Source organism: Undibacterium hunanense, assembly GCF_014284335.1.
Taxonomy (GTDB): domain Bacteria; phylum Pseudomonadota; class Gammaproteobacteria; order Burkholderiales; family Burkholderiaceae_D; genus Undibacterium; species Undibacterium hunanense.
In genome coordinates this window covers 82,525-106,406 of record NZ_JACOGF010000011.1, presented here as the reverse complement: position 1 = coordinate 106,406, position 23,882 = coordinate 82,525, and the positions used below count along the sequence as shown (strand labels likewise).

Sequence of the window (23,882 nt, the reverse complement as noted above, 5' to 3'; positions counted from 1 at the left end):
TATGAAGAATTCCCTGAGTATATTGACTGTACCTGCCTTTGACGACAATTATCTGTGGATCATCCACAATGGCCAGCATGCTGCCGTCGTTGATCCGGGTGATGCCAAACCGATATTGCAGGCTTTGCAAGAGCACGGTCTGATATTGTCCGCTATTTTACTCACTCATCACCATGCCGATCATATCGGTGGTGTGGCCAGCCTGCTGGAACACTATCAGGTGCCCGTGTTTGGACCAAGCAAAGATAAAATTGCGCTGGTCACGCAGAAACTGAAGCAGGACGACATGCTCACCGTACCAGAGCTGGGGCTGGAACTACGCGTGCTTGATGTGCCTGGTCATACCCTGGGCCATATCGCTTTTTATGCACCCTTGCAGCACTGGCTGTTTTGCGGCGATACGCTGTTTGCCGGTGGCTGCGGGCGTCTGTTTGAAGGCACACCAGCTCAGATGCTGCAATCCCTGGATCAGTTGGCAGCCTTGCCAGACGACACTGCCGTGTATTGCGCGCATGAATACACGATGTCAAATTTGCGCTTTGCCAAAGAGGTGGAACCAGGCAATCAAAACCTGCTGGAACGCATACTCAAAGAAAAAGCCAGACGTGACCAGGGTATACCTACCGTTCCCAGCAATATTGCACTGGAAAAGCAAACCAATCCCTTTTTGCGCTGCCGCGAAAGCACAATCGTCGCCCGCTTGCTGGAGAATGGAAAAATCAGCGCAGGCGGGGATGACGTCAGTCACTTTGCCGCCTTGCGTGAATGGAAGAATCATTTCTGAACGAATAACAAAAGAAAATGCAATCAGAAGAACAACAGACTCCCAATCACAAAATTGGACAGCCAGTAAAAACCGCCACTACACTGGCCCTGTTCTGCAAAGTCGTGGACAATTTTGGTGATATCGGCATTTGCTGGCGGCTGGCGCAACAACTGAAGCGTGAACACGGTATTGCCGTCACACTGTGGGTCGATGATTTAATCAGCTTTCGCCGTATCTGCCCGGATGTTGCTATTGATCAGGGCCAGCAAGACATTGCCAACGTGCATGTACGCCACTGGCGCAACCAGGATGGTATGTTCAGCGCGTCTGATGTCGCAGACATTGTCATTGAATTTTTCGCCTGCGATATACCGCCAGGATATATCTGTGCCATGGCAGAATGCACACCCAGGCCAGTATGGCTGAACCTGGAAGGCCTGACTGCAGAGGAATGGGTGGAAGGCTGCCATACCCTGCCATCGCCCCACCCTTCGCTGTCTTTGACCAAACACTTTTTCTTTCCCGGCTTCAATCACAAAACTGGTGGCCTGTTGCGTGAATCAAGCCTGGATCAGGACAGACCAGCCTTTCAGGCAAGCCCGGTTGAGATGGAAAATTTCCTTTCGGGTTTAGGCGTGACACCAGCCGAAATGGCCGCTACCAGAATCTCCCTGTTTTGTTATCCGCATGCACCAGTGGGAGCATTATTTAAAGAATGGCAAAAAAATGCTCAGGCAATCACCTGCCTGGTGCCTGAAGGCGTTGCTACAGAGGCCGTTACCGCCTTCCTGGGGCAAGCTGCCACAGTCGGCAGCACAGCCACCCATGGCGCGCTGACAGTCAGGGTATTGCCTTTTATTCCGCAGGCAGATTACGACAGGCTGTTATGGGCTTGCGACCTCAATTTTGTACGTGGTGAAGATTCTTTTGTCCGGGCACAGTGGGCAAACAAGGCCTTTATCTGGCACATCTATCCGCAAGACAAGAGCCTGCATCATGTCAAACTGAATGCCTTTCTAAAAACCTGCAGTTCTTGCACTTCCAGCCTGGCAGCCTTTGCCCGGGCATGGAATGATGCCAGTATGGAAACGGTGGACTGGTCACAATTATGGCCAGCCTTGCAGGCGGATATGCACCAAATTGCTGATTTATCCACCGAATGGCAACAAAAAATGCGCGAAAATGGTGATCTGGCGTCAAATTTGCTGAAGTTTGTGACATCAGTTCAGCAGGCAAGGCAAAAAGATGCAGTATAATGTTGGGTTAATTTTTAACCTGTTTTAAATCTCAATCAAACGTGGGCTTGCGGTGCTTTTTGCCAGTGGGCGACAGATGATTTTTATGCAACCTACTTTTTACGTATACTCGCTATGAAATTTGCAAAAGAAATTCGTGTTGGCAACATTATTATGGTTGATAGCAAACCTATGATCGTGTTGCGTTCTGACGTCAACGGTTCCAGCCGTACAGGTTTCACTTACAAGTGGAAAATGAAAAACCTGTTGACTAACAGCCCACAAGAAAACGTCTTCCGTGGCGACGACAAGTTTGACGTAGTTGTATTGGACAAAAAGCCAGTTACTTATTCTTACTTCGCTGACCCGCTGTTCGTATTCATGGATCAAGAATACAACCAGTATGAAATCGAAGCCGAAAACATGGGCGACTCCATCAACTACCTGAAAGACGGTATGGAATGTGAAGCCGTGTTCTATGATGGCAAAGCAATCTCCGTTGAATTGCCAACGACTATCGTTCGTCAGGTTATCTATTCTGAGCCTGCAGTCAAAGGCAATACTTCCGGTAACGTACTGAAAGAAGCCAAGATCGAAAATGCAATTGAAGAAAATTGCCATATCGTTCAAGTGCCACTGTTCGTCAGCCAGGACGACATGATCGAGATCGATACACGCACTAACGAATACAAAAAAGTCGTACGTAACTAATACGTAAAGATGCATAAAAAAACGCTGCTTTTTCAAGCAGCGTTTTTTTTCACCCTGAATTCAGCTTGCAAGCGAAAACCCTGGATCAGAATGCAGGAACAACTGCGCCTTTATATTTCTCTTCGATAAATTTTTTGACTTCTGGCGAGTTCAGCGCAGCAATCAGCTTTTTGAATGCCGGACTGTTTTTATTGTCTTCACGTGCCACCAGCAAATTGGCGTAGGGTGAATTGGCATCTTCTATAAACAGCGAGTCTTTCACAGGATTCAGTTTGGCTTCGATCGCATAATTGGTATTGATCAATGCCAGATCAACCTGCCCCAGCACGCGTGGCAATGTCGCAGCTTCCAGTTCCTTGAATTTCAGTTTTTTAGGATTCTCAACAATATCTTTTTGAGTGGCTGAGATGTTTTTCGGATCCTTCAGTTTCAACAAACCTTGCTTGGCCAGCAACAACAGTGCGCGACCAGAATTCGATGGGTCATTCGGGATAGCGACCGTAGCGCCGTCAGGCAAATCGGCCAGCTTCTTGTATTTGCTGGAATATGCAGCGAATGGTTCTACATGTACTTTGGCGATAGGCACTTCGATATCGTTCTTGTGGCTTTTCTTGAATTCATTCAGATAAGGCTGATGCAAAAAGAAATTACCATCCAGGTGTTTTTCATTGACCTGCACTGCTGGCTGTATGTAGTCGGTGAAGACTTTTATTTTCAAATCCACGCCTTCTTTGGCAAGTTGCGGCTTGATGAATTCCAGTATCTCTGCATGCGGTACCGGGCTGGCTGCGATGTTCAAGGTTTCCAGCGCCAATACGGATGCGGGAGCCAACAAGACAGCAGTTGCCAGGCCACCGGCCAGGGTGAAGCTAAGACGGCGTTTCAAATTTAAAGACATATAAACTCCATTTAAAGAATAGAAAACTACTTACTTCCGGGTGAACTTCAACACCAGTTTGTCACCGACAAATTGCAGCAACTGCACCAGCACAATCAAAATAAATACCGTGACGACCATGACTTCTGTTTGAAAACGTTGATAGCCGTAACGCAATGCCAGATCGCCCAGACCACCGCCACCAATAACTCCTGACATGGCTGCGTATGACACCAGAGCAATCGTCGTCACCGTGGCGGCGGCCAACAAACCAGGCAAGGCTTCTGGCAACAAGGCATGCCAGATGATTTGCCAGGTTCTGGCCCCCATGGCCTGACAGGCTTCGATAATTCCCTTATCCACTTCACGCAAAACGTTTTCCACCAGACGTGCAAAAAATGGGGTTGTGCCAATAACCAGCGGTGGTATTGTGCCCGGCACACCCAGTGATGTCCCCATCAATAACAGCGTGAAAGGAATCAGCACTATCAGCAAAATGATGAAAGGAATGGAGCGCAAGACATTCACCACAACAGATAACACTGCGTAGAAAACACCCTGTTCCAGCAATTGTTTTTTACCAGTCAAAAACAGCAGCACCCCCAAAGGCAAGCCCAGCAACACTGTGAACAACAAAGAAGCACCTGTCATGGTCAGCGTATCCAGCGTCGCCACCGCCATATCGGCCCAGTCAATTTGAGAGAAATCCATCAATGCACCTCTACCGCAGCACTGATACTGATCCTTGCCACCCTGACGCCGGCATTCACCAGCAACTGTTCAACCCTGTCTGACTGTTCTTGCGTACTGCGCAACTCGACCAGCAGTTGCCCATACGGCGTATTTTTGATGCGTCCTATCACGCCTTGCAAGATGGCGATATCAATCCCGGTTTGTACGGCGATACGGGTGATGATGGGTTCATGTGTACTTGATCCGACATAACTCAGGCGCAGTAAATGACGGTCCAGATCTTGATCTTTACGCTCCAGCACCGATAAATCCAGCGCCTGGTTTTCTGCCACCAGGCTTTGCGTCACCGCATGCTGTGGATGCAAAAAGACATCAACCACTGCGCCAGTCTCTACAATTTCGCCTGCATCAATGACTGCCACCTCATCACAGATCGTGCGTATCACCTGCATCTCATGCGTGATCAATACGATGGTCAGCCCCAGCTTTTGATTGATATCCAGCAGCAGGCGCAAGATGGCTTGCGTGGTTTCCGGGTCCAGTGCCGAGGTCGCTTCATCACACAATAAAAGTTGTGGATAATTGGCGAGTGCACGGGCTATGCCCACACGCTGCTTTTGCCCGCCAGATAATTGCGCAGGATATTTGCGGCCCTGATCTTTCAAGCCCACCAGCTCCAGTAATTCTTCTACTCTTGCCTGTATGGTGTCGCTGGTATATTCCCCCGTGAGCTTGAGCGGGAAAGCAATATTTTCCGTGACAGTTTTTGCATGCAGCAAGTTGAAATGCTGGAACACCATGCCGATACGCTGACGCAAACCATGCAGGCGCTGACGATCAAACGCGGTGATATCCTCACCCTCTATCCATACTTTGCCGCTGCTTGGTCGTTCCAGAAGATTCAAAGTGCGCAACAAGCTGCTTTTACCTGCGCCTGAACGTCCTATGATGCCGAAAATTTGTCCTTTTTGAATGTCAAGATTGATATTGTGGAGAGCCCTGACTGCATGGCCATTTGCCTTGTAATATTTGCCTAATTGCTCGATACGTAACACTGAATTCCCAACCGAAAGATGTAGCCGATGGAGAACACTGTATCGAAAGGAAATGCGCTTTTCCAATCATATAAACAAACTTGTATATACAAGCCTGACGTATAAAGACAGAAGGAAAAATCATAAACTTGCCACGCATCAAGTTTATTTCAAGCAAGAAAAGTGGATTTGTGTTTAAATCGCTTGTATATTCCAGACATGACTACTATGTTGGAAAGAGATTCTTCAGACGCTCCATGCGAGCAAAGCGAGTTAATATTATGGTTACTTCAGTCACTTCTGCCAGTTCGGCGCAAAACCAGCAACTTATCCAGCAAGCTGCTGACGCACGTGCAAAACAAAATAGCGAAACCATAGGTGCTGCGGCTGATCGCGATTCCGGCACCGCCGATGCGATTGCAGATCAAAAAAGAGTTACGGATGCGCAAGCTGAACAACAGGCGCAGGCAGTCAACAAGCAAAATAGCGCGAAACAAGCCGAATCAAAGCCACCAGAACAGCCTAAGCCCGTCGTCAATACCAGCGGACAAGTGACCGGTACGACAATCAATACGACGGCCTGAACCCCACCTCAAGCATATCAATGCACATAAAAAAAGCCACGCTGAACAAATGTCAGCGTGGCTTTTTTATCTGGGATGTGCTGATCTAAAACAGCAGGCACTGGCAGATAACTATCTGCAAATCAATCACTCTCAGGCTTTATTCTGGAATAAATTGAAGTTGGATTTGTCATAGGTTTGTTCAGGAAATACCTTGATCAATTGATTATCCGACAAGCCCATGTGACGCTCGCATACCTGCGCCAGAACGGAACGAAAATCCGTGGTCACCGGCACATCACGCCCTTCATACAACTGGTCACTGCCCAGACCGCGCCAGTCGCCATAAACTTTGCCGCCCGCGACCTTGCCACCCATGACCCACATGACATTGCCATGTCCATGATCGGTACCGCCATTGCCATTCTGCTTGGCAGTACGGCCAAATTCTGACATGACAACTATCGTGGTGTCGTCAAACATGGGCCCCAGGCGTTTGGCAAGATTGGCCAGGCCCAACCCTAGTGGTGACAGACGGTTGGCCAACTGACCTTTACCAGCACCCTGGTTGGCATGGGTATCCCAGCCGCCCAATGCCATAAAGACCATCTGGATTTTGGGATCATTGCGCATCAGCGTGGCAATACGGGTGCTGTCATCAGGAAAGCCATTAGGCAAAGGTGCGCCACCGTTGGCTACCTGCTGTTCTTTTTCCATCGAAGCGCCCATCATTTCCTGGTGGGCTTCCTGGGCATCGCTAAAGGTTTTCGCGTACTTATCGTTTTCCTTGTACATCTGTTCGAAGGCAGCACCGACCTTGGGTCTGTCGAGCACGTTGGCCTTGGTACCAGCCGCACCGCTGGCAATATTACTGGCAGCGATACTGCCTGACAGAATACGCGGCATGACCGCGCCTACACTGACAGCGCGGGTAGGCGTTGTATTACCTGGCAGCACCCCCAGCAAGCGGTTCATCCAGCCATCTGCCGTGCCTTTACGACCGGGCGTACCGGATTCCAGGTAATCCTGGGCATCAAAATGTGAACGGGTAAAATCTGGTGAGCCACTCGCATGCACGAAGGCCAGTTTCTTTTGTTGCCATAGTTCCTGCATATCAGCCAGTGCGGGATGCAGGCCAAAATAACCGTCCAGATCAATCGCACCATCGGTTTGCCCGGGGCGGGCCAGCGCAATGTTTGGGCGCAGTCGCGCATAATTTGCATCGCCGTAAGGGGCCACCACATTCAAGCCATCGACCGCACCACGCAACATGATGACGATCAGCTTGTTTTTTGTTGCGGCTTCTGTGGCACCGCTACCTGCACTTGCGGCCCATACACCATGACCGACAGGAATCAGCAAGCCAGCTCCGGCTGCCATGGAATATAAAAAATTTCTGCGTTTCATTTTATTCTCTTCATTCTGGATGGTGCACATCGTTCAATCACAGCCGTCTGCTTGCCAGTCGCTTTTCAATGCTGCATAAAATCCGGGCTGCCCAGGATCAGGGCTGCGCGTAAAGCTTCCTGATTGCCATTCACTATTTCTATGGTGCGACCAGACAAGCCTGCGCCCATGGTTTGGATCAAGGCTGCGGCACTCACGGCAGGCATCACTACTGGCCGGTCTGATTTTTCTTCAGCCTGTTTGGCCAATTGTTTCTTACCCATTTTTTCGCCATCTTCAATGTCCTTGTCGAATGGCAGGCGTCCTGTCGCAAGAGCCGTGGCAAAGTTGATGCGACGTGTAATGGCATCCGGGTTCATCCAGGCATCCTGGGTATTTTTATAACCATCTGGCGTCTGGCTACCGTACAGGGGCATACCCAGTTGCGCCAGCACACCCAGTACAGGCCGGACGTTTTGCACTGGTACATCGCTGGCACGGATGGCAGATATGACGTATTGGTACGGGGTTTTATATTTCATTCCCATATTGTGCGGATCACGAAACTCGGCACTGGCAAACAGGCTTTGCAGCACCGCACGGATGTCACCATGGGTATCCAGATAACGTTTGGCCAGCATGTCCACCAATGCTGGTGCAGGTTTGTCGGCGACAAAATACTGTGCCAGCTTGAAACTCAGATGACGGGCAGTGGCTGGGTGCATGGCCAGAACATCCAGCGCAAATTCTGCTTCTGCCTGACCACGTGGTGCAATGGTTTTCCCCAGCCATTGTTTGCTGCCATTATCGTGCCTGTCGGCATCGAAATAAAAATTCTGATTATTCCTGAGCATGGCGCGCTGATCAAATGTCCAGCCTGTCAGCATGCGCGCCAGTTCAGTCACATCTTTCTGGGTATAACCACCATCCACGCCCAGAGTATGCAACTCCATAATTTCACGGGCATAATTTTCATTCAAACCATTCGACTTGCCCTTCTGCCCTGCTGCCTTGGCCTGACGGCCATTTGCATGAAAATCGGCCGAGGTGGACAGCCAGTTATCAAGATAAAACAACATCGCAGGGTGCTTGGCCGTTGCCCCCAGCAAATCACGGAAATTGCCAAAGACATAGGGCCGAATGGCATCACGCTCATAACTGGCAACCAGTGCACGGTCCAGGCCTTTGCCATTGAAGACATTGAAATGATTGAACCAGAAATCCAGCATCACCTCTTCCAACTGGTGTGAGCTTTCTATCGCCCGATACAACCTCGCTTGCGCGGTTTGTTCAATGATGCGACCTACCAGCTCACGACGCTTCTTTTGTGCTGCATCAGACCCATCGTTGGTATCTTTCAGGGCTTTTTGATAATCAAACAATATAGATCCTGCACTCTGTCCCATGACATCAAGGGATTTCAGTTTTGTTTGCAAACCTTCTGGCAAAGGCAGGGATTGTGGATTCAATTGTTGTTCGATATAACTGTCCACACCCATTTTCTTTACCCGTTCTATATCACCGGGGCGCGGGCCAAAAGCCAGACGGTTCAATACATGCACCACTTCTGCATCCGTTGAAACGGCAGCGGCAGCAGAGCCCGGCACTGAACAGATACTTGCAGTAATGACCAATAGCAGCGAGCCAGAAATTTTTGCCAGGTTTTTCATATATTTTTATACCCGTTATTGAAACTGTGGAAACTGTGAAAGTATTTACTCAGAAGAAAAATGTCTTTGCTTATCTGTTTTTCTTATGTCCTCAATATAGAGGCATGGGAAGTGCTTTCACAAGTAACGATATGTAAATCAAATGCGGCAAAACTGTGGATTGTTACAGACGTGCAACCGTCCGCCCTGCACGCTCATTTGCATCGTGTCGCTCTTGTAGAAAATGCTTCCATTTGTAAATTCGCCTTATCAAAAAAACTAGAATATGTTTCATATATACAAATGCAATCCCTGTTCTGATGAAATGTTCAGGCAATGGTAAGCTTGCGCTATTAAAGCTTGAAGGTTGCCCATGTTTTCCATTTCAAAAAAATTGTTTGTCCCTGCTCTGCTTGCCGTTTCAATCGGTGTTGCTTTACCAAGCTTCAGTCATGCTGCCAATCTCAAAATCGGTTTGGCGGCAGATGTAAACTCCCTGGACCCGCATTATTTCAACAGTGGCCCCAACAATGCCATGGCTTCGCATCTGTTTGAAGCATTGGTCAGCGTCGATTCTGACGGTCGTATCGCACCTGGACTGGCCTTGTCCTGGAAGGCCATCAAACCCACCACCTGGGAATTCAAATTACGCCACGGCGTAAAATTTCATGATGGCAGCGAGATGACGGCAGAGGATGTCGTGTTTTCTCTCGACCGGCCAGCGCAGATAAAGAATAGCCCCGGCCCCTATACCAGCTTCACCAAGCAGATTGTCGGCAAGCAAATTGTTGACCCGTACACGCTGCGCCTGAAGACAGCAACAGCTTATGGTCCGCTACCGCTGGACATGAGTTCCATCTTCATCGTTTCAAAGAAAGCCACGTTGCAGGCCAGCACTGACGATTTCAACAGCGGCAAGGCAGCCATCGGTACCGGCCCCTACAAGTTCGCCAGCTTCAAACGTGGCGATGCCGTAGAACTGACAAAAAATGATGCCTACTGGGGTGAAAAATCAGCCTGGGACAAAGTCACTTTCCGCATCATCAGCGCAGGCGCACCGCGCATGGCAGCCCTGTTGTCTGGCGATGTCGATGTCATAGAAAGCATACCTCCGGCAGATTTGAGCAAACTGAAGAGCAATCCAAAATTCAAACTGGAACAAAAGATTTCCTGGCGTACCGTGTTCTGGCAACTGGACCACCAATCCAGAGTATCGCCTTACATTACCGACAAGGCTGGCAAACCGCTGGCGACCAATCCGCTGAAGGATATACGCGTGCGCAAGGCGATCGCCAAGGCCATCAACCGCAACGCATTGACTGAACGCATACTCGAAGGATTGGCTGTACCAGCATCCAACCTGGTCGCCCCCGGTGTGTTTGGCTATAACGACAGTTTGAAGGTCGAAGCCTATGACCCGGAAGGTGCAAAGAAATTGCTGGCTGAGGCTGGCTATCCAAATGGCTTTGCCATCACCCTGCACGGGCCGAATAACCGCTATATCAATGATGAACAGATCGTGCAGACGGTAGCGCAATTTCTGAGCAAGGTCGGCATACAGGCCAAGGTAGAGACACAACCACTGGCAGTGTATTTCCCGAAAGCGGCCAAGGGTGATTACAGCATGGCCCTGCTGGGCTGGGGTTCGCTGGCCGGTGATTTCGCGCTGCGTACCATTTTGGGCACGACCAATGCCGAAAACGGCTGGGGTAGCTGGAACTGGGGCAAATACAGCAATCGTGCGCTGGATGAAGCGATAGAGTCATCGCTGGCAGCCGTTGAAGCCGACAAGCATGAAGCCTTTGCCAAAAAAGCGGCAGCCATCGCCTTGCAAGACTATGCCGTGATCCCGCTGCACCATCAATACGCCAGTTGGGCTTTGCGCAAGGGCCTGCATTACAAGGCCAGGGCGGATGAGTTTACTTTTGCGCACCAATTCAAACCTGACTAATCAAGCATGACTGATCGCGCTTTAATATCCAGTCACAAATAAGAAATCCCGCGATTGCTGTCGCGGGATTTTTTTATTCCAGTCCAATTCAAGTTCCGTTACCTGAACTGAATTAGTAAGCGATCAGGATTTCAGTAATACGCCCTGACACACTGCCTTTTGCGGATCAGTCGCGGGCAGCTTGCCGCAGATACCATCGAGTTGCGTGCGAGCTTTCTGGTAGGCGACCTGATGCTTGCCCTCTTTATTCCAGTCTATGAGTTTCTTACCCATCTTTTCCAGATAAGCACGATTGCGCTCATAGAAGGCATTGTCCACTTTCGCTGCTTCACCAAATACGCTTTGTACAGCCTTGGTTATACGCGCATCATCATTCGGTGCCAGATCCACCAGATTGCTGACGTAGTTGGAACCCCATTGCAAGCGGGTGGCCGGGCCTTTGGCAGCGTCATACGCCTGCTCATACCAGTTTGCTGCCGCCACCTTGTCGCCGCGTTTTTTTGCATTCGAACCCAGGGTGGACATGAAATAGTAAGGCGAATGGGAACGCTTGAGTTCGGCCTTCAGTAAGGCATCAGCATCGTCCAGCAAACCGGCATCCCCCAGTGCGTGAGCAGCTGCATTGACCACGGACTGACGCTCATAGGCATCGGTAGTCGCCTGTTCGATCAGGCCCACACGCTTTTGTACATCCTTTTGCAAAGCTGCCTCTGGCTTGGCATTGTCCAGACTGGCCAGGGCCACCTGGGCACCGACAGCGCCCAGCCGGTCGGTCTTGGACAGCGTCGCATCATCGGCCAGTTTGACCAGCGCTACATTCCAGGCGCGTACCAGCTTGTTGCGTGAATCTGATTTGACCGTGGTCAGAAATTCAGTTACTTCCCCTGCCCCATAGGACAACAAATCCATATTGTCGCGCGCTGTGTTGGCATCTGAAATGGCTTTCAGGATTTTCTCGCTAGCCTGTGCCTTGTCTATCGCTGGCAGAGCCTGACCAGGCTTGGCCGTGGCCGCCGCATAAATGCCACGCAGATACAAGCGTGTCGCATGCAGACCGGCAGGGCTCAATTCAGACAGTTTCAGCAAAGTAGCGGGCAGGTCTTTACCAGCGATCAGTTTCTGTTCAGGGTCATCCCATGAATAATCTGCGAGCAGGCTCCAGTCTTCATTTTTCAAAGTTTTGCCACCAGCCAGTGCCAGCTTCAAGGTGTCTTGCACCGACAGACTGGTGTTCAGGGCCAGCGTCAATACCTGCAAGTAACGTTCTGAATCCACCTCGCCTGGCAGGCGGGTGATTTCTGTTCCATCCGGCTTGAAAAGAATCATGGTCGGGTAACCACGCACCTTGAATTGCGCCGCAAATTTTTGTGCCCCCGGCGTATCCCCATCCAGATAGACGGGGATGAAATGACGCGATTTGTCGATAAATTCCTGACGGTTGAAGATGGTCGCCTTGACCTGGTTACAAGGCGGGCACCAGATCGCACCCCAGTACAGGAACAGGGGTTTGTTGCTTGCCTTGGCCTGGGCAAAGGCCGCATCAACATTATTGTCTTTGCGCCAATCAATACCATTTTGTGCAGCATGCGCAGATGCGGATGCCTTGGCGTCTGCCGCCAATACGGGCAGACTTGCAAAGCTGGTAGCCAGCAAAGCTGCCATCAGGGAGGGGATCATCTTCATAGGATTTGACCAGGAATAAATATATCAAGCAATCAGTGTAACAAAATTAAGCGCCGCTTTGCACCAACAACATGTTGCTCTGCCAGACTGATTTTGCGCAAGCTTATGCGGTTTATGCTTGCCAGAGGCCAACAAGGGCACTTGATATACATTTTTCAAATAAGCAAACAGAAATATCATCGTTCCCAAGGCCGTCATTTTTGCGCAAGATGGGACTACCCCAACACTGGCAAAAATACAGGAGTAATACATGACAAGAATCAAGCATATCCAGCAACTCATCGAAAAACGGCAGAGTCTGCGCCGCAAAAGCATCAGCGTTGCCCTGCTGATTGCAGGCATAGGTCTGTTTGCCACCTATACATCGGCACAGGCAGCCAATAGCATCCTGAACGCTTCGTATGACGTCACCAGGGAATTGTTCAAGGATATCAATCCGGCCTTTGTCGCCGACTGGAAAAAGAAAACCGGCGAAACCGTCAGTGTCAATCAGTCACATGGTGGCTCCAGCAAACAGGCACGCTCTGTGATCGACGGACTGGAAGCTTCGGTCGTTACCATGAATCAGGCAAATGATATTGATATCCTGGCAGACAAGGGTTTGCTGCCGCAAGACTGGGCCAAACAATTCCCGAACAATGCTGCGCCTTTTTATTCCACCATGGTGTTCCTGACACGCAAGGGTAACCCCAAACATATCGCCAACTGGGATGACCTTGGCAAGCCTGGCCTGAAAGTCATCATCCCCAACCCCAAGACATCCGGCAATGGCCGCTACAGCTATCTTGCCGCATGGGGATCCGTGATTAAAAATGGCGGCACCGAAGCACAAGCCCGACAACTGGTGGAAAATTTATTCAAGAATGTGCCGGTACTTGATGGCGGTGGACGCGGCGCCACCACCACCTTTACACAGCGTGAAATCGGCGATGTACTGGTAACCTTTGAAAATGAAGTGCAACTGGTACGTCAGGAATTTGGTGACAATTTTGAAGTGGTGTATCCCAAGATTTCCATCCTGGCAGAATCCCCGGTCGCCGTAGTAGACAAGGTGGCTGACAAACTGGGCACGCGCAAAATCGCTACCGGCTATTTGCAATTCCTGTACACCGAAGCCGGCCAGGACCTGATCGCCAAACATTATCTGCGTCCACGTTCAGAAATCGCAGCAAAAAAATATGCAGCGTCGTTCAAGCCTGTGAGTCTGTTCACCGTGGATGAGGTATTCGGTGGCTGGAAACAGGCACAGAAAAAACACTTTGATGATGGCGGTGAGTTCGACAAGATTTATCAAACCAAGAAATAAGCTGCGCTGTAACTAACTGCTTTCTGTTCTGGCATGGACTGAACGGAAAGTGGATTTTACGGACATAATCCGGCACAAATAAAATCTGCAGCAGAAAAGCAAAAAGCCTTGATTTCTCAAGGCTTTTTATTCTCTTCAAAAGAGCTTACTGGCGTCCCCAAGGGGATTCGAACCCCTGTACTCACCGTGAAAGGGTGATGTCCTAGGCCTCTAGACGATGGGGACAAAATCTGTCCGTATTACTGACCTTAACTTGTTGTCCACAATGAACTTGATGAAGTTGATTGGCGTCCCCAAGGGGATTCGAACCCCTGTACTCACCGTGAAAGGGTGATGTCCTAGGCCTCTAGACGATGGGGACAACAAGTTATGTTCTGCTGCTGCGCATCTTTTGGTGGAGGTAAGCGGGATCGAACCGCTGACCTCTTGCATGCCATGCAAGCGCTCTCCCAGCTGAGCTATACCCCCGACGCTGCAGAACAGAAACGAGATTATAGGGGAAGCTTCATAAGATGTAAAGCCCCCCACCCTCACTAAACTGCAATAAGGCTTAAACGCTGCAAAACAACTTCACGGCCAAACAGCTCTATCACCGCGTCAATGGATGGTGTTTGCAATTGACCTGTCAGCAGCAAGCGCAAAGGCATGGCCAGTTGCGGCATCTTCAACGAGAAATCAGCCAGGGTTTGTTTCATGGCGGCAGACAGGGCCGCCTTATTCCACTCTACGGTTTTGCACAGTTCAGCGTATTGACGCAAGGCGGGCAATACGGCTTCTGTCACGTGCTGTGTCATCAGTGCCGGGTCTGCGGCTGGCTGACGATAAAACAGCATGGCTGCCTGCCCCAGTTCTAATGTGGTATTGGCACGTTCTTTCAAGAGTGCGATCACCGCTGTCAATGGCGGCGCATTGTCGAACTGTGCACCGTCATTCAGCATTTGCGGCTTGATCAAATCAGCCAGACGCTGATTGTCGGCTGCCTTGATGTAATGATTATTGACCCAGGCAAGTTTTTCAGGATTGAACTGGGCAGCAGAACCAGACAAATGATTTAAATCGAACCAGCTGCACATCTGCTCCATGGAAAAGATTTCGTCATCACCATGACTCCAGCCCAGACGCGCCAGGTAGTTCAACATGGCTTCAGGCAGATAGCCTTGCAGTGGATAATCCATCACACTGACAGCGCCATGACGTTTGGACAGCTTTTGTCCATCCGCCCCCAGGATCATCGGCAGATGACCATAATGCGGCAGGGTCGCGCCCAGCGCATTGAGAATATTGATCTGGCGCGGTGTGTTATTGACATGATCGTCACCACGGATAACGTGAGTGATCTGCATGTCCCAGTCATCGACAGCGACGCAGAAGTTATAAGTTGGCGTGCCATCTGGACGGGCAATGACCAGGTCATCGAGCTCGCGATTGGCGATGGTGATTTGTCCTTTGACGACATCCAGCCAGCTGACTTCGCCATCCAGCGGGTTTTTAAAGCGGATGACGGGTTTGCGGTCAGCCGGTATTGCTGGCAGGGTTTTGCCAGCTTCTGGACGCCAGGTACCGTCATAGCGCGGTTTGTCGCCGGCAGCACGCTGACGTTCACGCATGGCTTCGACTTCTTCTGGCGACGAATAGCAGTGGTACGCCGTACCTTTGACCAGCATGTCGGCCAGGACTTCACTGTATCTGTCCATACGCTTCATCTGGTAGAACGGACCTTCATCATGCTGCAGGCCCAGCCAGTTCATGCCATCCAGAATTGCCTGCACGGCTTCCGGGGTGGAGCGTTCAAGATCCGTATCTTCAATACGCAACACAAAAGTGCCACCGAAATGACGGGCAAATGCCCAGCTGAACAAGGCAGTGCGGGCGCCGCCAACATGAAGATAGCCGGTAGGGCTGGGAGCAAAACGGGTGCGTACAGTCATGAGATCACTAGCATGCATCCCACCGCCAATTGAAGACAGGCAGGCAAGACGCTTTAATGGTTAAAACCAGCATTTTACCGTTTTAACATCGGGGACGGATAGCTTTCGACATTGCCTATTGCTGGAATCAAGCCCGCTGCCAGAGTGGCAGACTGCCTGCGTGGTAGTATGGCGCTGAAAATCAGTCCGTTTAAGAGTAGATCACCCTCATGCACGCCCCACTTCCCGTACGCGATGGCATCGCGCCCAGCTATATCTGGATACCTGAAGGCCATTGGGACAATGTCTTCCATTTTTTGCAAGCGTACTTTCCCGATATTACCGCCAGCACCTGGCAGGCACGCCTGGAAAAACACGAAGTCGCCGATCAGCACGGTACAGTCTTGCATGCAGGCAGCAGCGTCAAACGTGGCATGTGTATTTTTTACTACCGCGAACTGGAACATGAAACCCATATCCCGTTTTATGAAGACATCCTGTTCCAGGATGCGCATTTGCTGGTGGTGGACAAGCCACATTTTCTGCCTGTGATTCCGTCTGGACGGTTTCTACAGGAAACCCTGCTGGTCAGGCTGAAGAAAAGCACCGGACTGATGGATCTCAGCCCCATACACAGGCTGGACCGGGAAACAGCAGGAGTAATGCTGTTTTCACATAATCCGGTAACACGCGGCCAATACCAATCTTTGTTCCAGAGCAAAAGCATGGCAAAGACTTACCATGCCGTTGCTGCCCATTTACCTGAACTGACATTCCCGTTGCGTCATTACAGCCGCATGGAAGAAGCAGAAAAGTTTTTCGTCATGCGCGAAGCAGAAGGCAGTCCAAACTCAGAAACCCTGATCAATATCAAGGAAAGACGCGGCGAACATAGCCTTTATCAATTACAACCCATGACAGGTAGAAAACACCAATTGCGCCTGCATATGAGCAGCCTGGGTGCGCCCATACTGAATGATGCCTTCTATCCCGTTGCCCTGCCCTGCAAGGCGGATGATTTTTCTGCGCCTTTGCAACTTCTGGCTAAATCCATCTGTTTTGATGATCCATTGACGGGCCAGCAACGTTATTTTGAAAGTAAGAAATCATTATGAATGCCTGCCGAATGCCTGTCATAGAGGGCGACACTGGCAAACGAGTTGACAGCAAGCCTCTGAAGCGGTAATATTGCGGTCTTCGGAGTGTAGCGCAGCCCGGTAGCGCACCTGCTTTGGGAGCAGGGGGTCCAAGGTTCGAATCCTTGTACTCCGACCAGATTCTAGGGATCGTCACAGACGGTCCCTTTTATTTCAGTAGATTCAAATCTTGGCTATTTCAAGTTGAATAGCCTGAAATAAAAAATGACAGACCAGTTTTTCGGAGTGTAGCGCAGCCCGGTAGCGCACCTGCTTTGGGAGCAGGGGGTCCAAGGTTCGAATCCTTGTACTCCGACCAGTTAAAAAGGATCGTTGATTATTCAACGATCCTTTTTTCTTTTCTGTGCCGACCAGCTATTCAGATTTACCTGAAACGAGCCAGTACCCGCACATCATTGCCCACCAGGCTGACTTCATGAAACTGCAAAACCCTGGCCTGATCTACATGGGTCAATTCAGGTAAATGAAATAAACCAGCTCCACTACCCAGGAGCTTGGGTGCCAGATACAACAATAATTCATTGACGCAACTTTGCTGCATCAATGCGCCATTCAGTGTTGCCCCCGCCTCCACATGCAATTCATTGATTTGCCTGCGACCCAGTTCTTGCATCAGGACTGACAAATCAATTTGCTGATTCGAATCTGGCAAGCAGATTACCTCTACCCCCGCCTGTTCCAGTTGCGCCTGCTTTTTAGCATTTGGCACAGCACATACGATCAAGGCACCGCCTTGCAAAACTTTAGCTTGTGGCGAGATGCGTAACTGCGAATCGACGATAATTTTTTGCGGCTGACGTGGCGTGTTCACACCCCGCACATTCAGCATGGGATCATCTGCCAGCACCGTGCCTATGCCAGTCAAAATGGCATCTGCCCTCGCCCGCCATTGATGACCGTCCTGCCTTGCTGCTGGTCCGGTGATCCACTGGCTTTGGCCGTTTGGCAAAGCCGTGAAGCCATCCAGGCTACCAGCAACTTTCATCCTGACCCAGGGCTTGCCAGTTTCCATGCGCTGGAAAAAACCTATATTCAATTCACGCGCCTGCAAGGCAAGATCAGGAAACAAATCACATTCCACGACCACACCTGCTTCCCGCAAGATACTTAAACCGCGCCCTGCCACTTGCGGATTGGCATCCTGCATGGCAGCCACCACGCGTGCAATACCTGCATCGCGCAAACCATTCGCGCAAGGTGGCGTGCGGCCAAAATGGCTGCATGGTTCCAGCGTGACATAGGCAGTGGCACCTCGCACGTCCTGGCCATTTGCGGCGGCATCACGCAGGGCCTGCACTTCTGCATGCGCCTGCCCGACGGGCTGGGTCCAGCCCTGCCCCAACACCTGGGCATCGCGCACAATCACGCAACCCACTTTGGGATTGGGCGAAGTTTCTATGGTAGCGCGGCCAGCCAGCACCAGCGCCTGTTGCATATACCCATAATCGGCCTGCTGATCCGCGCTCAGGTGATCCATACTCAGATGCGCCTCAAGTATTTTGTATGGTGATGGTGGGGAATTTGCTTGTCATGTCCTTGGCTTTTTCAGCAACCTTGATGGCGACTTTGCGGGCGATGTCTTTATACAGACCGGCGATTTGCCCTTCAGGCTCAGCAATCACTGTTGGCGTACCTGAATCAGCTTGCTGGCGTATCGCCATCGTCAAAGGCAGTCCACCGAGAAAATCAACGCCAAAGTCTGCGCACATTTTCTGGCCGCCACCTTCACCAAAGATATGTTCGGCATGGCCGCAATTCGAGCAGATATGTATGCTCATGTTCTCGACGATGCCCAGGATAGGAATGCCGACTTTTTCAAACATCTTCAAGCCCTTGCGTGCATCCAGCAAGGCAATGTCTTGCGGCGTGGTGACGATCACAGCACCGGTGACCGGTACTTTTTGCGACAGGGTCAGTTGCACGTCACCCGTACCTGGCGGCATGTCGACGATCAGATAATCGAGATCGCGCCAGTTGGTCTGCTCCAGCAATTGTTGCAAGGCCTGGGTGACGATGGGGCCACGCCAGACCATGGGTTCATCCGGATCGATCATGAAACCGATGGACGATACCTGCAGGCCGTGATTTTCCAGCGGTTCCATGGTTTTGCCATCGACGGTTTCAGGGCGACCAGAAATACCCATCATCATCGGTTGTGAAGGGCCATAAATATCGGCATCCAGAATACCTACTGACGCGCCTTCGGCAGCCAGCGCCAGGGCAAGATTGACTGCGGTAGTCGATTTACCGACACCGCCCTTGCCGGATGCGACTGCAATAATATTCTTCACATTCGGCATCAGCTTGATGCCGCGCTGTACGGAGTGGGCAACGATTTTTGAAGTCACATTAACGGCAAGCTTGCCGACGCCAGGCAACGCCGCAAGGGCTGCCACAACGGCAGCATGTATCAATTCGAACTGACTTTTGGCGGGATAGCCAAGCTCAACATCGAGACTGATGTCGGCGCCTTCTATCTTGATATTTTTTGCAGATTTACTCGCAATCAGGTCTTTATTTGTGTTCGGGTCTATCACTTTTGCCAATACGGCTTTTATGTCATCAACTGTAATACTCATGCAATTCTCCATAGATATCCCGCAAGTCTAGCGCAATTTGCGCGCCAGGGCTGCCATAGCTGCATACAGGCTTGTTGTAAGTGGGCATATTGAAACGGCGCAAGCTTCCCCGCAGGATCAAGTTCAAGCATAATGAGTTCGCTACTATTTTGTTTTTTCACAAGAAAATCAGGAGATATTGATGCAAGCAAGAGCCGCACACCCATCCCGCAACAAGTTCTGTCTGTTGTTATCTGCGCTGGGATTGCTCAGTTGTTCCCTGACGGCCCACGCCGGCCTGCTGGTGGGACACTTGACTGACAAGAATACACAGTCCGTCGCCAACGCCGTCCTGTTTGCAACGCCACTGGATACCCCGGTGCCTGCCAAAAAAGCTGGTGACACCAGCATCGTTGCACAAGAAAATTATGCGTTCAGCCCTTTCCTGACGGTGGTACGCAGCGGTAGCCTGATACGCTTCCCCAACAAGGATAATCACGAACATCACCTGAAATCATTTTCGCCGGCAAAAACCTTTGAACTGCGCGTGAACAGCAAAAAAGAAGAGCCTGCCCCCATCCTTTTCGACAAAGCTGGCGAAGTGGCGCTGGTCTGTCATTTCCATGACTGGATGCGCGGTTTTATTTATGTCGTCGATACGCCGTATTTCGCCAAAACGGATGCATCAGGCAGTGCCGTCATCAACAATTTGCCGGCAGGCAAGTATGAAGTCAAGGCATGGGCACCCAATATGCTGGGCGAACCCCTGACGCAAACGGTGCAGGTGGCCAGCGATGGTCCCAGCAATATCAAGTTCCAGTTCAATTTCGTACCCAAGGCACCACCGGCACCCCGCAACCTGAGCAAGGGTACAGCGACCTTTGGTTACGATTAAAGCCATGCTGCATTGATCATCAGCCCGCAACAAACCGGGGCTGATGACCAAGCCACTAAGCCGGGACCAGCACTTGCTGCTCATACTCCAGAATGATAAATTCAGCTGGCATAGTCAAGGCTACCTTTATTGATACACGCATCATGCCCTGTAGTATGTCTTCAGCTGTCATGCTGCTGCCCATCCCCATAATGACACCAAATGCTTCAGCAGGTGAAGACCCCACGAGGCAGCCAGCCTTCCATTGCGCAGTCAGGAAACTGTTGATACTGGCAGTCACGGCAGACCAGGTCGAATTATCATTTGCAGAGAACGCATAGGATTTCAATGCCGTTCTGATGGATTTATCCAGCATGATGACGATGCGCTTGAAATTCACATAACGCCAGTCATCACTATTGCCAGCCATAGTGCGCGCACCCCAGATCAGCATACCAAAATTCGGGAAAACACGAATCGCATTTACAGCAAGGCCATTCAACGGCACGTTTATTTTCGCTTGCTGGCTATCATCAAGCATTACAGCAGGCGAAACCGCATCAATGATGGATGTATTCGCCGGCGCATGAAAAACCCCACTGGTGGCATCATTACGCGTATACACACCTGCCATGGCAGATGAAGGTGGCAGCAGATTGACGCTGGTTGCCAGATTTTGCATGGTTTGCCGGTACAGGGGTGACGCCGCCTGCAGGCCTAGATGGCGCTGCCTGACCGTAGCCGGATCGGCGGCCTGGGTCAAGGTGTCAACCAGGGTAGTCAGATATGTCTGCAATTTATCTGCCGGCTGCAACGCAAACAGCTCCAGCGCTTCGGTAGCCAGGTCAGCACTGAATTGCGGCAGGCTGGCTGCCGATATCCAGGTATAGTCAATGGCACTGACACTCACTACATTGGTGTTAAGCCATGGATAATAACTGACGCCGTACTGGTTAAAGTCTTCCCCCAGGCCTGCCACTTTATAAAATCCGCCATTACCGGTGCCACCCGTGATCGGGTCTTTGCTGCTGCCGTCAGAAGGTAAATAACCGTTCAGCACATCCAGGATATACACCAGGTTCTGCGTTTCACTACATAGTCTCAAGGCAGTCTGTGACACACTCGCCCAGTCATCCAGCGCCAGGTACACGGCGTCCGGCAAGACCAGGGTATCCGGTTCAGGCAAGCCTGCCAGCCCGGCAAGTGCTGCGGTATATGCATCTTTTGAAAAAACACTTCCATTACTGATCACACCGGCATAAGTACCCAGAGAAAGGACGTAGCAAGTGCCACCGCCATTGCTGAAAAACATCTGCAAACCCGGATACAGCAAAAAAGCTGGCGTAGCTGCGTTCACAGCATAAGGAGGATATGCCTGAGTCAGGCTGACATAGTCATATTCAACCTGTGCGGCTCCGCCAAATATGCGCGCATATTCTTCCAGCGAAGTGATGGAAATAGGCTGACCCACGACGCTTTTCCCATCCGCAGTGGCAGTCTGTGTGTAGCCAATAAACAGAGGTATGCCGGTAGCAGCCTGTACTACGTGGCCGGTAAAGCTGGCGACTTCAGCGCTATATTCAGCTGTATGTTCAGTGGTATGTTCAGTGGCAAACACGACGCCTGGCGTGGTTTCTTGTATCGACATGAATCCTTACTCCGGTAAGCATGCAGCACGCCATGATCAGCAATGTCGTATTTGCATAAGTAAAAAACAATCTTATTTAATCACAGAATCCCACAGGCATCTGAACTAATTGACAAGTATTGATGTAATAAATAAGCCCGGAACGAGTATTTGACAAGCTGCTTGCTGAGCCGACGACCGACAAACCTGCAATGACCGGCAGCTTTCCAAGGCAAGAATGGTACCGCTATCCATATTTATCTAGAAGTGAATCCGGGCAACGGCTAACCAAGCCATGGCTACCTCCTTGCAAAGACCGTCAAAGGCTAACAGGTGCTGTTTTTTGCAAAGTGACATTCCCGCTCATTTTTTAACAAAATAATGATTGATCTTTCCAAATGACAGCGCTACCATTGAGAATAACAAGCCTAACATTTGGCAATTTTTTCAGGTAACAGGAAACCACAATGTCAATTGAACATTCCCCCCTCGCTTATGGCGATACTCCCCGCGTCGTTAACATGCGTGTCGTGCCTGTCGCTGGCCGCGACAGCATGTTGCTTAATCTGAGCGGTGCACACGGCCCTTACTTCACCCGCAATATCGTGATCCTGACCGACAGCGCAGGCCGTACCGGCGTTGGCGAGGTACCGGGGGGTGAAAAGATACGGCAGACGCTGGAAGATGCACGCGATCTGCTGATCGGCAAACCCATAGGCCAGTACAACGCCATACTGAACCAGGCACGCACCGCCTTTGCTGACCGCGATGCTGGCGGACGTGGCCTGCAGACCTTTGACCTGCGCATTGCGGTGCATGCCATCACTGCGCTGGAAGCCGCACTGCTTGATCTGATGGGCCAGTTTCTCGGTGTGCCGGTCGCCGCCTTGCTGGGAGAAGGACAACAACGCACTGCCGTCGAGATGCTGGGCTACCTGTTCTATATCGGTGACAGCAAAGTCACTGATTTGCCTTATGCGACAGTACCCACCGACGCCGAAGATGACTGGGCACGCCTTCGCCACGAGGCTGCCCTGACACCAGAAGCCATCGTGCGTCTGGCTGAAGCGACCTATGAACGTTACGGCTTCAACGATTTCAAATTAAAGGGCGGCGTGTTCAGCGGTGAGGCAGAAATGGAAGCCGTGACAGCACTGGCCGAACGCTTTCCTGATGCACGTATCACACTGGACCCGAACGGCGGCTGGTTACTGAAAGATGCCATACGCCTGTGCCGCGATAAGCATGATGTGCTGGCCTATGCAGAAGACCCTTGCGGTGCCGAGAATGGTTATTCAGGGCGTGAGGTGATGGCAGAATTCCGTCGTGCCACCGGTTTACTGACGGCCACCAATATGATCGCCACCGACTGGCGCGAAATGCGCCATGCAATTGCCCTGCAGTCAGTCGACATCCCGCTGGCAGACCCACATTTCTGGACCATGCAAGGCTCAGTGCGTGTAGCGCAGATGTGCCATGAATGGGACCTGACCTGGGGCTCGCATTCGAATAATCACTTCGATATTTCGCTTGCCATGTTCACCCATGTGGCAGCCGCAGCACCGGGCAAAATCACGGCAATTGATACCCACTGGATCTGGCAGGATGGTCAGTTCCTGACCAAAGACCCATTAAAAATCAAAGGCGGCATGGTACAGGTGCCAGATAAACCCGGCCTGGGCATAGAGCTTGATCTGGACGCCGTCGAGGCGGCACATCAACTCTACCTGGGCATGGGCCTGGGGGCACGTGACGATGCGGTAGCCATGCAATATCTGATTCCAGGCTGGAAATTCAATAACAAAATGCCTTGCCTGGTCAGATAAAAAAATAATCGGAACTTATGCAAAATCGTCCCAGCAAGGAGCTGCAACGCAGCTGGGGCGGTTTTGCGTAGGTCCCAAC

19 protein-coding genes and 5 tRNA genes are annotated in these 23,882 nt (G+C 50.9%); 11 read left to right on the top strand and 13 right to left on the bottom strand.

Going from position 1 to position 23,882, the window contains the following annotated elements; all coding sequences use genetic code 11:
• The first annotated feature begins 1 nt into the window (after position 1).
• The 3 genes from gloB to H8L32_RS19845 all read left to right on the top strand — a co-directional run bounded on the left by gloB (position 2) and on the right by H8L32_RS19845 (position 2,712).
• Positions 2 to 784, top strand: coding sequence for a hydroxyacylglutathione hydrolase (gene gloB, locus H8L32_RS19855; RefSeq protein WP_186948999.1), 783 nt, complete (start codon positions 2 to 4; stop codon positions 782 to 784).
• 17 nt (positions 785 to 801) lie between these two features.
• Positions 802 to 2,022, top strand: coding sequence for an elongation factor P maturation arginine rhamnosyltransferase EarP (gene earP, locus H8L32_RS19850; RefSeq protein WP_186948998.1), 1,221 nt, complete (start codon positions 802 to 804; stop codon positions 2,020 to 2,022).
• Positions 2,023 to 2,136: 114 nt separating this feature from the next.
• Complete coding sequence (locus H8L32_RS19845; protein WP_186948997.1) at positions 2,137 to 2,712, top strand: elongation factor P; 576 nt, start codon at positions 2,137 to 2,139, stop codon at positions 2,710 to 2,712.
• An 85-nt stretch (positions 2,713 to 2,797) separates the two neighbouring features.
• Here the strand turns inward: H8L32_RS19845 and H8L32_RS19840 are convergent, their stop codons facing one another.
• The 3 genes from H8L32_RS19840 to H8L32_RS19830 are packed head-to-tail and all read right to left on the bottom strand — an operon-like array spanning position 2,798 to position 5,337.
• Positions 2,798 to 3,610 carry a MetQ/NlpA family ABC transporter substrate-binding protein gene (locus H8L32_RS19840; protein ID WP_186948996.1) on the bottom strand — a complete coding sequence of 271 codons (813 nt, stop codon included), beginning with the start codon at positions 3,608 to 3,610 and terminating at the stop codon, positions 2,798 to 2,800.
• 30 nt (positions 3,611 to 3,640) lie between these two features.
• Positions 3,641 to 4,300: a methionine ABC transporter permease gene (locus H8L32_RS19835; RefSeq protein WP_186948995.1), complete on the bottom strand. Its 660-nt coding sequence runs from the start codon at positions 4,298 to 4,300 to the stop codon at positions 3,641 to 3,643.
• Positions 4,300 to 5,337: a methionine ABC transporter ATP-binding protein gene (locus tag H8L32_RS19830; RefSeq protein WP_186948994.1), complete on the bottom strand. Its 1,038-nt coding sequence runs from the start codon at positions 5,335 to 5,337 to the stop codon at positions 4,300 to 4,302. Before H8L32_RS19830 ends, H8L32_RS19835 begins: the two co-directional genes overlap by 1 nt.
• A gap of 128 nt (positions 5,338 to 5,465) precedes the next feature.
• Here H8L32_RS19830 and H8L32_RS19825 point away from each other — a divergent pair, with 128 nt between their 5' ends.
• Positions 5,466 to 5,900, top strand: a complete 435-nt coding sequence (locus H8L32_RS19825; RefSeq protein ID WP_222619424.1) for a hypothetical protein — start codon at positions 5,466 to 5,468, stop codon at positions 5,898 to 5,900.
• A gap of 132 nt (positions 5,901 to 6,032) precedes the next feature.
• Here the strand turns inward: H8L32_RS19825 and H8L32_RS19820 are convergent, their stop codons facing one another.
• Positions 6,033 to 7,286: a DUF1501 domain-containing protein gene (locus H8L32_RS19820; protein ID WP_186948992.1), complete on the bottom strand. Its 1,254-nt coding sequence runs from the start codon at positions 7,284 to 7,286 to the stop codon at positions 6,033 to 6,035.
• A gap of 65 nt (positions 7,287 to 7,351) precedes the next feature.
• Positions 7,352 to 8,935, bottom strand: a complete 1,584-nt coding sequence (locus tag H8L32_RS19815) for a DUF1800 domain-containing protein (RefSeq protein WP_186948991.1) — start codon at positions 8,933 to 8,935, stop codon at positions 7,352 to 7,354.
• 352 nt (positions 8,936 to 9,287) lie between these two features.
• On the opposite strand from H8L32_RS19815, the gene H8L32_RS19810 reads away from it, so the two are divergent.
• Complete coding sequence (locus H8L32_RS19810) at positions 9,288 to 10,865, top strand: ABC transporter substrate-binding protein (RefSeq protein ID WP_186948990.1); 1,578 nt, start codon at positions 9,288 to 9,290, stop codon at positions 10,863 to 10,865.
• A 123-nt stretch (positions 10,866 to 10,988) separates the two neighbouring features.
• Here H8L32_RS19810 and H8L32_RS19805 read toward each other — a convergent pair whose 3' ends face one another.
• Positions 10,989 to 12,548: a thioredoxin family protein gene (locus tag H8L32_RS19805; RefSeq protein WP_222619423.1), complete on the bottom strand. Its 1,560-nt coding sequence runs from the start codon at positions 12,546 to 12,548 to the stop codon at positions 10,989 to 10,991.
• A gap of 250 nt (positions 12,549 to 12,798) precedes the next feature.
• Here H8L32_RS19805 and H8L32_RS19800 point away from each other — a divergent pair, with 250 nt between their 5' ends.
• Positions 12,799 to 13,854 carry a sulfate ABC transporter substrate-binding protein gene (locus tag H8L32_RS19800; RefSeq protein WP_186948989.1) on the top strand — a complete coding sequence of 352 codons (1,056 nt, stop codon included), beginning with the start codon at positions 12,799 to 12,801 and terminating at the stop codon, positions 13,852 to 13,854.
• A gap of 149 nt (positions 13,855 to 14,003) precedes the next feature.
• Here the strand turns inward: H8L32_RS19800 and H8L32_RS19795 are convergent.
• The 4 genes from H8L32_RS19795 to gltX form a co-directional block, all read right to left on the bottom strand.
• A tRNA-Glu gene (locus H8L32_RS19795) sits at positions 14,004 to 14,079 on the bottom strand.
• A 60-nt stretch (positions 14,080 to 14,139) separates the two neighbouring features.
• Positions 14,140 to 14,215, bottom strand: a tRNA-Glu gene (locus H8L32_RS19790).
• Positions 14,216 to 14,246: 31 nt separating this feature from the next.
• Positions 14,247 to 14,322, bottom strand: a tRNA-Ala gene (locus H8L32_RS19785).
• Between the two features lie 65 nt (positions 14,323 to 14,387).
• A complete protein-coding gene (gltX, locus tag H8L32_RS19780) occupies positions 14,388 to 15,782 on the bottom strand; it encodes a glutamate--tRNA ligase (RefSeq protein ID WP_186948988.1) in 1,395 nt (464 codons plus the stop codon).
• Positions 15,783 to 15,991: 209 nt separating this feature from the next.
• On the opposite strand from gltX, the gene H8L32_RS19775 reads away from it, so the two are divergent.
• The 3 genes from H8L32_RS19775 to H8L32_RS19765 all read left to right on the top strand — a co-directional run bounded on the left by H8L32_RS19775 (position 15,992) and on the right by H8L32_RS19765 (position 17,216).
• Positions 15,992 to 16,876, top strand: coding sequence for a pseudouridine synthase (locus H8L32_RS19775; RefSeq protein ID WP_186948987.1), 885 nt, complete (start codon positions 15,992 to 15,994; stop codon positions 16,874 to 16,876).
• 83 nt (positions 16,877 to 16,959) lie between these two features.
• Positions 16,960 to 17,036, top strand: a tRNA-Pro gene (locus H8L32_RS19770).
• Between the two features lie 103 nt (positions 17,037 to 17,139).
• Positions 17,140 to 17,216: transfer RNA gene (locus H8L32_RS19765), tRNA-Pro, on the top strand.
• A 66-nt stretch (positions 17,217 to 17,282) separates the two neighbouring features.
• Here the strand turns inward: H8L32_RS19765 and ribD are convergent.
• Together ribD and apbC are read right to left on the bottom strand one after the other, a co-directional pair.
• Entirely contained in the window at positions 17,283 to 18,395 is a 1,113-nt protein-coding gene (ribD, locus tag H8L32_RS19760) for a bifunctional diaminohydroxyphosphoribosylaminopyrimidine deaminase/5-amino-6-(5-phosphoribosylamino)uracil reductase RibD (RefSeq protein WP_408058952.1), read from the bottom strand.
• 13 nt (positions 18,396 to 18,408) lie between these two features.
• Positions 18,409 to 19,497 carry an iron-sulfur cluster carrier protein ApbC gene (gene apbC / locus H8L32_RS19755; RefSeq protein ID WP_186948986.1) on the bottom strand — a complete coding sequence of 363 codons (1,089 nt, stop codon included), beginning with the start codon at positions 19,495 to 19,497 and terminating at the stop codon, positions 18,409 to 18,411.
• 181 nt (positions 19,498 to 19,678) lie between these two features.
• Between apbC and H8L32_RS19750 the strand changes: the two genes are divergently transcribed.
• The gene (locus tag H8L32_RS19750) at positions 19,679 to 20,371 is read left to right on the top strand and encodes a hypothetical protein (protein ID WP_186948985.1); all 693 of its coding nucleotides are present in this window, start codon (positions 19,679 to 19,681) and stop codon (positions 20,369 to 20,371) included.
• Positions 20,372 to 20,426: 55 nt separating this feature from the next.
• Here the strand turns inward: H8L32_RS19750 and H8L32_RS19745 are convergent, their stop codons facing one another.
• A complete protein-coding gene (locus H8L32_RS19745; RefSeq protein ID WP_186948984.1) occupies positions 20,427 to 21,998 on the bottom strand; it encodes a phage tail sheath family protein in 1,572 nt (523 codons plus the stop codon).
• A gap of 446 nt (positions 21,999 to 22,444) precedes the next feature.
• Between H8L32_RS19745 and gudD the strand changes: the two genes are divergently transcribed.
• A complete protein-coding gene (gudD, locus tag H8L32_RS19740; protein ID WP_186948983.1) occupies positions 22,445 to 23,803 on the top strand; it encodes a glucarate dehydratase in 1,359 nt (452 codons plus the stop codon).
• Positions 23,804 to 23,882: the final 79 nt, after the last annotated feature.

What these genes read in the sequence shown, in the direction of transcription:
- gltX (WP_186948988.1), bottom strand. Translation starts at nt 15,782, where the DNA reads ATGACTGTACGCACCCGTTTTGCTCCCAGCCCTACCGGCTATCTTCAT.
- H8L32_RS19820 (WP_186948992.1), bottom strand. Translation starts at nt 7,286, where the DNA reads ATGAAACGCAGAAATTTTTTATATTCCATGGCAGCCGGAGCTGGCTTG.
- H8L32_RS19815 (WP_186948991.1), bottom strand. Translation starts at nt 8,935, where the DNA reads ATGAAAAACCTGGCAAAAATTTCTGGCTCGCTGCTATTGGTCATTACT.
- gloB (WP_186948999.1), top strand. Translation starts at nt 2, where the DNA reads ATGAAGAATTCCCTGAGTATATTGACTGTACCTGCCTTTGACGACAAT.
- H8L32_RS19745 (WP_186948984.1), bottom strand. Translation starts at nt 21,998, where the DNA reads ATGTCGATACAAGAAACCACGCCAGGCGTCGTGTTTGCCACTGAACAT.
- apbC (WP_186948986.1), bottom strand. Translation starts at nt 19,497, where the DNA reads ATGAGTATTACAGTTGATGACATAAAAGCCGTATTGGCAAAAGTGATA.
- H8L32_RS19805 (WP_222619423.1), bottom strand. Translation starts at nt 12,548, where the DNA reads ATGAAGATGATCCCCTCCCTGATGGCAGCTTTGCTGGCTACCAGCTTT.
- gudD (WP_186948983.1), top strand. Translation starts at nt 22,445, where the DNA reads ATGTCAATTGAACATTCCCCCCTCGCTTATGGCGATACTCCCCGCGTC.
- H8L32_RS19775 (WP_186948987.1), top strand. Translation starts at nt 15,992, where the DNA reads ATGCACGCCCCACTTCCCGTACGCGATGGCATCGCGCCCAGCTATATC.
- ribD (WP_408058952.1), bottom strand. Translation starts at nt 18,395, where the DNA reads ATGGATCACCTGAGCGCGGATCAGCAGGCCGATTATGGGTATATGCAA.
- earP (WP_186948998.1), top strand. Translation starts at nt 802, where the DNA reads ATGCAATCAGAAGAACAACAGACTCCCAATCACAAAATTGGACAGCCA.
- H8L32_RS19750 (WP_186948985.1), top strand. Translation starts at nt 19,679, where the DNA reads ATGCAAGCAAGAGCCGCACACCCATCCCGCAACAAGTTCTGTCTGTTG.
- H8L32_RS19810 (WP_186948990.1), top strand. Translation starts at nt 9,288, where the DNA reads ATGTTTTCCATTTCAAAAAAATTGTTTGTCCCTGCTCTGCTTGCCGTT.
- H8L32_RS19840 (WP_186948996.1), bottom strand. Translation starts at nt 3,610, where the DNA reads ATGTCTTTAAATTTGAAACGCCGTCTTAGCTTCACCCTGGCCGGTGGC.
- H8L32_RS19800 (WP_186948989.1), top strand. Translation starts at nt 12,799, where the DNA reads ATGACAAGAATCAAGCATATCCAGCAACTCATCGAAAAACGGCAGAGT.
- H8L32_RS19845 (WP_186948997.1), top strand. Translation starts at nt 2,137, where the DNA reads ATGAAATTTGCAAAAGAAATTCGTGTTGGCAACATTATTATGGTTGAT.
- H8L32_RS19835 (WP_186948995.1), bottom strand. Translation starts at nt 4,300, where the DNA reads ATGGATTTCTCTCAAATTGACTGGGCCGATATGGCGGTGGCGACGCTG.